Origin of the sequence: Streptomyces drozdowiczii (genome assembly GCF_026167665.1) — a bacterium.
Taxonomy (GTDB): Bacteria; Actinomycetota; Actinomycetes; order Streptomycetales; family Streptomycetaceae; genus Streptomyces; species Streptomyces drozdowiczii_A.
Genome location: NZ_CP098740.1, coordinates 591825 through 603545 on the forward strand (window position 1 = coordinate 591825; position 11721 = coordinate 603545).

Genomic DNA, 11721 nt, shown 5'->3' on the forward strand with positions numbered 1-11721 from the left:
AGCAGGCGGTCCTCGCCGTGGAGGTCGCCGGCGGCCCCGATGTGCACCCAGGCCCCCATTGACACGGTCGACGGCGAGCGGGGACGCTGGGCGCGACAGCTGGGAGAGCGCTCTCCGATATGCGTGGGAGCGCGGTGCGCGAAGGAGCATGGCCGCCATGACGGACGAAGAGACCGAACCGCTGCTCGACAAGCTGGACGCGGCGCAGAAGGTTCGTCTGCTCACCGGTGCCAGCACCTGGCGCACACACGCCGAACCGGCCGCCGGGCTGCGCGCGCTCACCCTCTCCGACGGCCCGGCCGGGGTCCGGGGCGAGACCTGGGACGAACGCGGAACCTCCCTCGTCCTCCCCTCCCCCACCGCGCTCGCCGCCTCCTGGGACGAACGGCTGCTGACGGACCTCGGCGCGCTGCTCGCCTCGGAGGCGAGACGCAAGGGCGTCGACGTGCTCCTGGCCCCCACCCTCAACCTGCACCGCTCACCGCTGGGCGGCCGGCACTTCGAGTGCTTCTCCGAGGACCCGCTGCTCACCGGCCGCACCGGCGCGGCGCTCGTCCGGGGCATCCAGTCGGGCGGAGTCGCCGCCACCGCGAAGCACTTCGTCGGCAACGACGCCGAGACGGACCGGCTGACCGTCGACGTCCGTATGGATGAACGCACCCTGCACGAGGTGTATCTCGCCCCGTTCGAAGAAGCCGTCGCGGCCGGGGTCTGGGCGGTCATGTCCGCGTACAACAAGGTCGAAGGCGTCACCATGTCGGCGTCGCCGCTCCTGGAGCATCCCCTCAAGGGCGACTGGGGTTTCGACGGCCTCGTGGTCTCCGACTGGGGCGGCGTGCGCACCCTTCTCGACTCTGCCCGCTCCGGCCAGGACCTGGCGATGCCGGGGCCGGACGGCCCCTGGGCGGCCGGTCTGCTCGCGGCGCTCGAAGAGGGCCTGGTTCCCGCCGAGGCCGTGGACGACAAGGTACGCAGGCTGCTGCGGCTGGCCCGCCGGGTGGGCGCGCTGGGCCCGGACCGCCCGGCTCCCCGCCCCGCGACGCAGGCCGGGCGCGCCCTGCTGCGCCGTGCCGTGTCGGCCGGGGCGGTGCTCCTCCGCAACGAGGGCGCACTGCTGCCGCTCGACGCGGAAAGGCTGAAATCCGTCGCCGTCATCGGGCCGCACGCGACCGCCGTACGCATCCAGGGCGGCGGCAGCGCGGAGGTGTTTCCGGAGCACGTCGTGACCCCGCTGGCCGGGATCGAGCGGGCGCTCGACGGCGTGGCGGCGGTGATGTACCGGCCGGGTCTTCCCCCGTCCGGTCGGCCCGAACCGCTCGGCCGCGACCGGGCACGCGATCCGCGCGACGGTGAGCCCGGGGTGCTGGTGCGGCTGCTCGACGCGCAAGGCGCCGAACTCCACGCGGAGCACCGGCTGTCCGGGCGGATCGTGGAGCCGTCGGTCCGGGCCGAGGGCGCCGCCGCGGTGGAGATCCGGGCCCTGTTCCGACCGGCCGAGAGCGGCGCGTGGACCTGGGCGGTCGGCGGCTGGGGCGACATCTCGCTCACCGTCGACGGCCAGGAGGTGCTGTCCGGCACCTTCCCGCTGGACAGCGACGACCCGACCCGGGTGCACGTCGCCCCGCCCCTGCACACGGCCCGCGCGGAACTGACGGCGGGCCGCGAGGTGGAGGTCGTCGCGCTCCGCTCGCTCGCCCCGGGATCCGGGGTCGCGACGGTCCTCGCCGCCGCCCCGCCCGCCGGTGACCCGGCCGCCGCGCTCGCCGGAGCGGTCGCCGCCGCACGCGCGGCCGACGTGGCGGTGGTCGTCGTGGGCACGACGGAGCAGAGCGAGTCCGAGGGCCACGACCGGGAGAGCCTGGACCTGCCGGAGGGCCAGGACGCACTGGTGCGGGCGGTGGTGTGGGCCAACCCGCGCACCGTCGTGGTGGTCAACGCGGGCGGCCCGGTCGCCCTGCCCTGGCACGAGCGGGTGCCCGCGCTGCTGCTCACCTGGTTCCCGGGCCAGGAGGCCGGGGACGGGCTGGCCGACGTGCTGTTCGGGCGCGCCGAGCCCGGCGGGCGGCTGCCGACCACCTGGGCCGCCGCCCAGGACGAGGTACCGGTGCTCGGGACCGCGCCCGACGGCGACGGCCGGCTGCGCTACGCGGAGGGCCCGCACATCGGTTACCGGGCCTGGTTGCGGGCGGGGGCGGCTCCGGCGTACTGGTTCGGCCACGGGCTCGGCTACACCGGCTGGGCGTACGAGGAGCTGACGGCCCCGGCAGCGGTGCGGGCCGGGGAGCCCTTCGACGTACGGGTGCGGGTGCGGAACACCGGACGGCGGCGCGGGCGGGAGGTGGTGCAGGTCTACCTGGCGCGGAGCGGGTCCGCGGTCGAGCGCCCGGTGCGCAAGCTCATCGGTTACGCGGCGGTGGAGGCGGGGCCCGGGGAGAGCGCGGTCGCGGTGGTCCGGGTGGACGGGCGGGCGCTGGCCCACTGGTCGCCCGGGGGCGCGGCTGGGAGACGGAGACGGGTGCGTTCACGCTGCTCGGGGGCCGTTCGGCGGGCGATCTGCCGCTCACCGCGCGCATCGTGGCGGGGCCGGGTGCGGACTCGGCCGGGAAAGGATCCGGTAACGGTTCGGAGCACGATGGAGAGCGCTCTCCGCTGATGCTATAAATGCGCTCATGACGGATGATCTGCGACCGGCCGGAACACCCACCCTTGAGGACGTGGCGAGGGCGGCCGGTGTTTCCCGCGCCACCGTCTCCCGGGTGATCAACGGCGTACGGAATGTCGACCCGGTGATCCAGGAGGCGGTGCGCCATGCGGTCGCCTCCACCGGCTACGCGCCCAACCGCGCGGCGCGTTCGCTGGTGACCCGGCGCACGGACGCCATCGCGCTGGTGGTGTCCGGCGCGGGCGTCGAGCCGGAGACGGAGGCGGACGCGGACGCGTCGGCGGACGAGGCGGACGGGGGCGAGGGGGCCTCGTTCACCGGACAGGTCTTCGCGGACCCGTTCTTCGGGCGGGTGGTGACCGGGGTCGTCAACTATCTGCGGCCGCGCGGGATGCACCCGGTCCTGATGTTCGCCGAGACGTCACGGGCGCGGGAGGACGTGGTGGCTTTCCTGCGCCAGGGCAGCGCGGACGGCGCGCTGGTCGTCTCCACGCACGCGGAGGACCCGCTGCCGGGCATGCTGACGGACGCGGGGCTGCCCGCCGTGCTGTACGCGCGCCCGGCGCGGGCGGCCCGGATCAGCTATGTGGACGTCGCCCACCAGGACGGCGCGCGGCTGGCCGCCGAGCATCTGCTGGCCCGGGGCTGCCGCCGGATCGCGACCATCACCGGCCCGCTCGACGTGCCCGCGGTGCAGGAGCGGCTGGCCGGCTTCCGGGACGCGATGGCGCAGAACGGGCACCCCTACATCGCGATCGCCGAGGGGCGGTTCACCCAGGAGAGCGGCGAGACCGCGATGGAGCGGCTGCTCGCCGAACACCCGGACCTGGACGGGGTGTTCGCGGCCAACGACCTGATGGCCACGGGCGCCTGCCATGTCCTGCGGGAGCGCGGCAAGCGGGTCCCGGAGGACGTCGCGGTGATCGGCTTCGACGACAGCAGCGCGGCCCTGGCCTGCCGCCCGCCGCTGACCACGGTCCGCCAGCCGGTGGAGGCGATGGCCGCCGAGATGGCCCGGCTGCTGATCGAGCGGCTGGGCAAGCCGGAGGGCGCCGCGACGTCCGTGATCTTCGAGCCGTCGCTGGTGGTGCGGGACTCGGCGTGAGGGCCCTCGGTCCGCCGAGAACCCCGCTCACCCCGTCCGGGGCCGCTCCCTGCCGCGTACCGCGTCCGCCGGGGTCCGGAGCGCCGCCGGTGAAGTGGGGCCGGGACGGGTCGCCGGTGCGGGGCGGCTCCCGCCGCGCGCCAGGAAGTCCGCCAGGGGCAGTGTGGCCGCGCCGACCGTGACCGCGTCCGGGCCGAGGCGGCCCATCTCGATGGTGGTCCGGGCCGCCGCGTGCTTCAGCGCGTACTCCTGGGCGTACCGCCGGATGTCGGGCAGCAGATGCGGGCCGATGAGGAGACCCGCCCAGCCGCCGAGCAGGATGCGCTCGGGCAGGAAGAGGTTGATCAGGTCGCCCAGCGCGGCGCCCAGGCACTCGGCCGTCTCGTCGAGGAGGGCGACCGCCACCGGGTCGGGCTCGACCCCGGGGGGCGGGTAGGCGGCGCCGAGGAGCGCGGCTAGCGCGGTCTCGTCGTCGGCGTCGGCGGGCAGCGGGCCGCCCGCCTCGTGCCAGCGCTCGCGCATCGCCTCGGCGCCCGCGTACGCCTCCAGGCAGCCGATCGAGCCGCAGCGGCACCGCCGGCCGCGCAGCTGCACGGTGCTGTGGCCCCACTCCAGGGCCTGGCTGCTGCGGTCCTCGTCCAGCAGGTCGCCGTGGTTCACGCAGGCGCCGACGCCGGAACCGATGAGGGCGATCGCGGAGGCGCCCGCGCCCCGCCCGCCCCCGAACCACATCTCGGCCTGGCCGAGCGTCTTGGCGCCGTTGTCGATGAAGAACGGGACCTCGGGCGGCACCCGCACGGCGTCCCGGAGCAGCCGCTCGAAGGGGACGGCACTCCAGTCGATGGTCTGGCCGTGGACGACGGAGCCGACGTCGCCGACGGAACCGTCCGGCGCGTGGCGCTCGATGATGCCGGGGACGCCGATCCCTATGCCGAGCAGCCGGTGCGGGTCGGCGCCGGCGTCCCGCAGCACGTCGGCGACGCCGCTGCGGACATGGCCGACGATGCGGTCCACGTCGTAGCCGTGCTGGGCGAGCAGCCGTTCGGTGCGGGCGAGTTCGGTCAGGGAGAGGTCGAAGAGCTCGACCCTGATCCGGGTCTCACCGATGTCGATGCCGATGAGGAGTCCGCCGCCGGGGGCGACGCGCAGCAGGGTGCGGGGGCGGCCGCCGTCGGAGTCCACGACTCCGGCCTCCTCCAGGAGGTTCTCCGCGGCGAGCTCCGCGACGACGTTGCTGATGGAACCCGAACTCAGCCCGGTCGCGGGACCCAGCTCCTGGCGGCTCAGCGGGCCGTCGAAATACAACCGTTGCAATACCCGCGACCGGTTGCCGCGTCGCAGGTCACGCACGGTCCGTCTGTTGCGCTCAGCCATGTGGCTCCTTCCCTGGCGGAAACATACCGCGACCCCGGGACTTGACGCGACCTTCTCTCACCTCTTAAATCACGTCATAAATTAAGCCCTGAAGGTGGTTCGGTTCTCGAACACAGCCTTCCTCCCCGGAAAGGGGCCATCCCGTATGCGCACCATCAGAGCCGCGGCAGCCGTCACCCTCGCGATCTCCATAGCCGCCGGTGTCACCGGCTGCGGAGGCGGTACGTCCTCGGGCGGCGGCAGCAACGATGCGCCGAAGACCCTCACGTACTGGGCCTCGAACCAGGGACCCAGCATCGAGGCCGACAAGAAGATCCTGACTCCCGAGCTGAAGAAGTTCGAGAAGCAGACCGGCATCAAGGTCAAGCTGGAGGTCGTGCCGTGGGCCGACCTGCTCAACCGGATCCTCGCCGCCACCACGTCCGGTCAGGGCCCGGACGTGCTGAACATCGGCAACACCTGGTCGGCCTCGCTCCAGGCCACCGGCGCGCTGCTCCCCTGGAGCAAGGAGAACTTCGACGCGATCGGCGGCCGTGACCGGTTCGTCGACTCGGCGGTCGCCTCGGCCGGTGCGGAGGGCCAGGACCCCGCCGCGGTCCCGCTGTACTCACTCGCGTACGCCCTCTACTACAACAAGAAGAGCTTCGCCGAGGCGGGCATCGAGAAGCCCCCGGCCACCTGGGACGAGCTGGTCGCGGACGGCAAGAAGCTCTCCAAGAACGGCAAGTGGGGGCTGGGCGCCGAGGGCTCGAACCTCTCCAACAACATCCACCAGACGTTCGTCCTGGGCCAGCAGCACGGCGCCGACTTCTTCGACGCCGACGGCAAGCCGACCTTCACCTCGGACGGCGCGGTCGCGGCCGTGAAGCAGTACATCGACTTCATGGCCAAGGACAAGATCATCGCCCCGGGCAACGCGGAGTACGCCCAGAACCAGTCGCTGACGGACTTCGCCAAGGGCAAGACCGCGATGGTGCTGTGGCAGGCCGCCGCCTCCACCTTCGCCTCGCAGGGCATGAAGCCCGAGGACTGGGGCGCGGCCCCCGTCCCGGTCGCCTCCGGCACTCCCGGCACGGGCAAGAACACGAACTCGATGGTCGCCGGCATCAACATGGCGGTGTTCAAGAACACCAAGAACCTCGACGGCGCCAAGAAGTTCGTGAAGTTCATGACGAGCGACGACGAGCAGAAGCTGCTCAACAAGACCTACGGGTCGATCCCGCCGGTCAAGACCGCCCAGGCGGACGAGGCGTTCTCGGCGCCCGACCTCGCGGTCCTGCGCGACACGCTGGCCAAGAGCGCGGCCCCGCTGCCGCAGGTCCCCAACGAGTCGCAGTTCGAGACCGCCGTCGGCACCGCGGTCAAGGAGCTGTGGGCCGACGCAGCGGCCGGCCGCCCCGTGACCACCGAATCCGTCAAGGCGCGCCTGGAAAAGGCCCAGCAGACGATGCAGCAGTAAGGCTCCCTTCATGACCGCCACCGTGACCACCGACAGCCTGACGGAAAAGTCGGACAGGGTGACGAGCCGGGGCAGCGGGGGTGCGCGCGGGAGACTGCCGCGCATCCCCGACCGGATCCGCCAGGGCGGACTGCCCTATCTCCTGCTCCTGCCGGCCGTCCTGCTCGAACTCCTCGTCCATGTGATTCCGATGATCATCGGAATCGTGATGAGCTTCCGCCAGTTCACGCAGTTCTACATCAACAACTGGGGCGGGGCGCCCTGGAGTGGCTTCGACAACTACAAGATCGCCGTCGACGTCAACGCCCCGATCGGCGAGGCACTGCTCCACTCGTTCTTCGTCACCTGCGTCTTCACGTTCTTCGCCGTCGGCCTGGCGTGGCTGTTCGGGGTCGCGGCGGCGATCATGCTGCAGGAGAACTTCCGCGGCAGGGGCTTCCTGCGGGCGATCTTCCTCGTCCCGTACGCCCTGCCGGTCTACGCGGCCGTGATCACCTGGGCGTTCATGTTCCAGCGCGACAACGGCCTGGTCAACCATGTGCTCCACGACCAGCTCGGGATCACCGACCAGCCCTCGTTCTGGCTGATCGGCGACAACAGCATCTACGCGCTGATCATCGTCTCGGTCTGGAAGGGCTGGCCCTTCGCCTTCCTGATCGTGATGGCCGGGCTCCAGAACATCCCGCGCGAGCTGTACGAGGCCGCCTCGATCGACGGCGCCGGCATCTGGCAGCAGATCCGCAAGATCACGCTGCCCTCGCTGCGCCCGGTCAACCAGGTCCTGGTGCTCGTCCTGTTCCTGTGGACGTTCAACGACTTCAACACCCCGTACGTGCTGTTCGGGAAGGCCGCCCCGGAGAACGCCGACCTGATCTCGATCCACATCTACCAGTCCTCGTTCGTCACCTGGAACTTCGGCACCGGCTCCGCGATGTCCGTGCTGCTGCTGCTGTTCCTGCTGGTCGTGACGGCGATCTACCTGTTCATCACCTCACGCGGAAGGAAGGGTGCCGATGCCTAGCCCTGCCCAGCCGTCCGTGCTGCCCGCGAAGACGACGGGGCGTTCGCGCCCCCGTTCCCCGATGGCCGCACCGCAGTCCTTCCTCTGGGTCCGCCGGATCATCCTGACCTTCCTGACCGTCTTCGCGCTGCTGCCCGTCTACGTGATGATCAGCAGCTCGCTCAAGCCGCTCCAGGACGTGTCCGGGAAGTTCCACTGGATCCCGTCCGGGCTGACGGTCAAGCCGTACTTCGACATCTGGAAGACCGTCCCGCTCGCCCGCTACTTCGTGAACTCGCTGATCGTGGCGGGCGCGGCGACGGTCCTCTCGGTGATCATCGCGGTGTTCTCGGCGTACGCGGTGAGCCGCTACCGGTTCCGCGGCAAGCGCGTCTTCACCGTGACGGTGCTCTCCACGCAGATGTTCCCGGGCATCCTCTTCCTGCTGCCGCTGTTCCTGATCTTCGTGAACATCGGCAACAGCACGGGCGTCGCCCTGTACGGCTCGCGCGGCGGTCTGATCCTCACGTATCTGACCTTCTCGCTGCCGTTCTCCATCTGGATGCTCATCGGCTACTTCGACTCGATCCCCGGGATCTGGACGAGGCCGCTCTCGTCGACGGCTGTGGGCCGATCCGCGCCCTGTTCCGGGTCGTGGTGCCGGCCGCCGTGCCGGGCATCGTGGCCGTCGCCGTGTACGCGTTCATGACGGCCTGGGGCGAGGTCCTCTTCGCCTCCGTCATGACCAACGACACCACCCGCACCCTGGCCGTCGGCCTCCAGGGCTACGCCACCCAGAACGACGTGTACTGGAACCAGGTCATGGCCGCCTCGCTCGTCGTCAGTGTGCCGATCGTCGCCGGCTTCCTGCTCCTCCAGCGTTACCTGGTGGCCGGCCTGACCGCGGGAGCCGTCAAGTGACCGCCCCGGAAAGGAAGTCCGTGAACGACCTCAGCGCCTTGCCGGCCGGCTTCACCTGGGGCGTCGCCACCGCCGCGTACCAGATCGAGGGAGCGGTGGCCGAGGACGGCCGCGCCCCCTCCATCTGGGACACCTTCTCGCACACCCCGGCAAGGTGGCCGGCGGCGACACCGGTGACGTCGCCTGCGACCACTACCACCGGGTCCCGGAGGACATCGGCCTGATCAAGGAGGTGGGCGCGCACGCGTACCGCTTCTCGCTCGCCTGGCCGCGCATCGTGCCCGGCGGCGACGGACCGGTCAACGCGGCCGGCCTCGACTTCTACGACCGGCTGGTGGACGGGCTCCTGGAGGCCGGGATCACCCCGTTCGCCACGCTCTACCACTGGGACCTGCCGCAGGCCCTCCAGGACCGGGGCGGCTGGACCGTACGGGAGACCGCGGAGCACTTCGCCGCGTACACCTCGGTGGTCGTGGAACGCCTCGGCGACCGCGTCAAGGACTGGGCGACCCTCAACGAGCCGCTGTGCTCGGCGTGGATCGGCCATCTGGAGGGCACGATGGCACCGGGTCTCACCGACCTGACCGCCGCCGTCCGGGCCTCCTACCACCTGCACCTGGGCCACGGCCTCGCGGTCCGGGCGATCCGGGGCATCTCCCCCGACGCCCGGGTCGGCATCGTCAACAACCTCAGCCCGGTGGAGGCCGCCACGGACCGCGAGGCCGACCGGGCTGCGGCGGTGCGCGGCGACGGCCACGTCAACCGCTGGTGGCTCGACCCGATACTCGGGCGCGGCTACCCGCAGGACATGGTCGACCTGTACGGAGTCGAACTCCCCGTGCGTGAAGGCGACATGGAGCTCATCTCCGCGCCGCTGGACTGGCTGGGCGTCAACTACTACTTCCGCCAGGTCGTCACCGCCGACCCGTCCGGCCCCGTCCCGCACGCCAAGCAGGTCTACCTGCCCGGGTCCCGCCACACCCACATGGACTGGGAGGTGCACGCCCAGGGCCTGGAGCAGCTGCTCCTGCGCCTGACGGAGGAGTACGGCGTCGAGCGCATCTACGTCACGGAGAACGGCTCGGCCTACCAGGACGTCGTACTCCCCGACGGCTCCGTGCACGACCCCGAGCGGACGCAGTACCTGGAGGAGCACCTGGCGGCCTGCGCCCGCGCCGTCCGCAAGGGCGCCCCGCTGGCCGGCTACTTCGCCTGGTCGCTCCTGGACAACTTCGAGTGGGCGTACGGCTACGACAAGCGGTTCGGCCTGGTCCACGTCGATTACGCGACGCAGCGCCGCACGGTGAAGACCAGCGGCCGCCGCTACGCGGAACTCATCCGCGAGGCGACGACTCCCCGCTCCCGCAAGGCCGCCTGACCCGGCCACGCACCCAGGCAGCCCCCGGCCGCGACGGACCACCGCCGCCGCCGGGGGTTTCGGGCTGGGCGAGCCCCCGGTGACGCGGCCGGAGGGGCCCGCCCGAATCCACGGAGCCTGCGGACTTGAACCTCACGCGGTGTGAGGATGCATCGTGGAACCATGACGAGCGAATCGACGAGCGAATCCTGGCGGGTGGGCCGCCTCGCGGAGGCCAGCGGGCTGACCGTGCGCACGCTGCACCACTGGGACACCATCGGCCTGCTCAGCCCCTCGCGACGCACCGCCGGGGGTCACAGGGAGTACACCGAGGCCGACCTCGCGCGTCTGTATCAGGTGCTGGCGCTCCGCAGTCTGGGGCTGGCGCTGGACACCATCGCCGTCTGCCTCGACGCGGGCGTCGACCCGACGCGGCTGGTCCGCGATCACCTGGCCGGTGTCGAGACGTCCATCGAGGCGCTCGGCGTCCTGCGCGACCGGCTCGTACGCCTGGACGAGGAGCTGTCGGCGGGGCACGATCCGTCGGCCACGGCCCTGGTCGACGCGGTGCGGGCGGTCGGCCGCACCGGTCCGGAGGGCGGGCACGCCCTCGACCGCCACCTGGACGCCGAGCAGATGCGGGTGCTGCGGACCCGTGCCGCGGCCCTGGGGCCGGCGCGCCACTACCTGCTCGAAGTCGAGTGGCCCGAGCTGTACCGCAGGGCGGACCGGCTCCGTACCGCCGGAACTCCCGCCACCGACCGACAGGTCCGCCGGATCGTGGCTCGGATGGACGAGCTGAGCGCGTTGTTCACCGGCGGCGACGCCGGCATCTCCGCCGGTGTGAAGGCCGCCTGGCACGACGACCCGGCCGCCATGTCGGGGGAACCCGAAGCTCCCGCCGAGGACTGGCGGGAGCTGGCCGCGTACCTGGACCGCGCGCGCGGGATCTCCGACTGACGCATGCCCGCCGTGGTCGACCCGCATCTGTTTCAAGGAGTTCGGTGATGAACCTGCGACCCCGTGTCCGTATCGCTCTGGCCTCGACCGTCCCCACCCTCCTCGCCCTCCCCGTCCTCTGCGTCCTGGCCGCCGTCGGTGCGATGCCATGGGCCGTTCTCCTGGCCCTGCCCGTGGTGCTGGTGGTCCAGGCCGCCGCCACCTTCGCCCGCCTGAACCAGGTGCCTTGAGAGAGCGTCCCGGCCGGCGGGTCGCGGACTCGTCAGCCGCGGGTCACGCCTTCGCGCCGGTCGCCGACGCCCAGTTCGACAGCAGGAAGTGCAGCCCCTCCACCGCCCGTTCCCACGACGTCTGTACGGGGCGCGCCGCCTCGAAGCCGCCCTCCGCCTCCAGGTCCGTGAAGCCGTGGAAGGTGCTGCGCAGCAGGCGTACCGCGTCCGTGAGGTCCGGGTCGGTCAGGCCGTACGCGCGGAGCATCGCGGAGGTGGTGCGGAGGGTGCGGTGGTACGCGGGGGCCTCGGCGACGATCGCCGGGTCGACGTGGTAGCGGGTGGCGGCGTAGCGGCCGGGGTGCTCCAGCGCGAAGGTGCGGTACGCGTCGGCGAACGCGATCAGCGCGTCCTTTCCGGCCCGGCCGGCCACCGCCGCCTCGATGCGGTCGATGAACTCCTCGGCGGCCAGGAGGGCGACGCGGGTCCGCAGGTCGCCCAGGTTCTTGACGTGGGAGTAGAGGCTCGCGTCCTTGACGCCGAAGCCCCGGGCCAGCGCGGAGATGGTGACCTTGTCGAAGCCGGCCGAGTCCGCCAGATCGGCCGCAGCCGCCACGACCCGTTCGGTCGTGAGCCCCGCGCGAACCATTCCCACCCCCGCCTGTGCGTTTCCT

The 11721-nt window shown here is 71.9% G+C and carries 7 protein-coding genes and 3 pseudogenes; 8 read left to right on the forward strand and 2 right to left on the reverse strand.

The window, feature by feature from the left end:
- The first annotated feature begins 148 nt into the window (after positions 1-148).
- Together NEH16_RS02700 and NEH16_RS02705 are read left to right on the forward strand one after the other, a co-directional pair.
- A pseudogene (locus NEH16_RS02700) lies at positions 149-2661 on the forward strand (glycoside hydrolase family 3 C-terminal domain-containing protein).
- A gap of 8 nt (positions 2662-2669) precedes the next feature.
- Positions 2670-3767 carry a LacI family DNA-binding transcriptional regulator gene (locus NEH16_RS02705; protein ID WP_265538892.1) on the forward strand — a complete coding sequence of 366 codons (1098 nt, stop codon included), beginning with the start codon at positions 2670-2672 and terminating at the stop codon, positions 3765-3767.
- Positions 3768-3794: 27 nt separating this feature from the next.
- Here NEH16_RS02705 and NEH16_RS02710 read toward each other — a convergent pair whose 3' ends face one another.
- Positions 3795-5141 carry an ROK family transcriptional regulator gene (locus NEH16_RS02710; RefSeq protein WP_265538893.1) on the reverse strand — a complete coding sequence of 449 codons (1347 nt, stop codon included), beginning with the start codon at positions 5139-5141 and terminating at the stop codon, positions 3795-3797.
- A 145-nt stretch (positions 5142-5286) separates the two neighbouring features.
- Between NEH16_RS02710 and NEH16_RS02715 the strand changes: the two genes are divergently transcribed.
- From NEH16_RS02715 to NEH16_RS02740, 6 genes and pseudogenes are all read left to right on the forward strand, one after another.
- Positions 5287-6600 carry an ABC transporter substrate-binding protein gene (locus NEH16_RS02715; protein WP_265538894.1) on the forward strand — a complete coding sequence of 438 codons (1314 nt, stop codon included), beginning with the start codon at positions 5287-5289 and terminating at the stop codon, positions 6598-6600.
- A gap of 10 nt (positions 6601-6610) precedes the next feature.
- Positions 6611-7621 carry a carbohydrate ABC transporter permease gene (locus tag NEH16_RS02720; RefSeq protein ID WP_073967285.1) on the forward strand — a complete coding sequence of 337 codons (1011 nt, stop codon included), beginning with the start codon at positions 6611-6613 and terminating at the stop codon, positions 7619-7621.
- A pseudogene (locus NEH16_RS02725) lies at positions 7614-8521 on the forward strand (carbohydrate ABC transporter permease). Before NEH16_RS02720 ends, NEH16_RS02725 begins: the two are co-directional and overlap by 8 nt.
- A 20-nt stretch (positions 8522-8541) precedes the next feature.
- Positions 8542-9899, forward strand: a pseudogene (locus NEH16_RS02730) (GH1 family beta-glucosidase).
- 162 nt (positions 9900-10061) lie between these two features.
- Complete coding sequence (locus NEH16_RS02735) at positions 10062-10838, forward strand: MerR family transcriptional regulator (RefSeq protein WP_265538895.1); 777 nt, start codon at positions 10062-10064, stop codon at positions 10836-10838.
- Positions 10839-10885: 47 nt separating this feature from the next.
- The gene (locus NEH16_RS02740; RefSeq protein ID WP_265538896.1) at positions 10886-11068 is read left to right on the forward strand and encodes a hypothetical protein; all 183 of its coding nucleotides are present in this window, start codon (positions 10886-10888) and stop codon (positions 11066-11068) included.
- 43 nt (positions 11069-11111) lie between these two features.
- On the opposite strand, the gene NEH16_RS02745 is transcribed toward NEH16_RS02740, so the two are convergent.
- Positions 11112-11696: a TetR/AcrR family transcriptional regulator gene (locus tag NEH16_RS02745; RefSeq protein WP_265538897.1), complete on the reverse strand. Its 585-nt coding sequence runs from the start codon at positions 11694-11696 to the stop codon at positions 11112-11114.
- Positions 11697-11721: the final 25 nt, after the last annotated feature.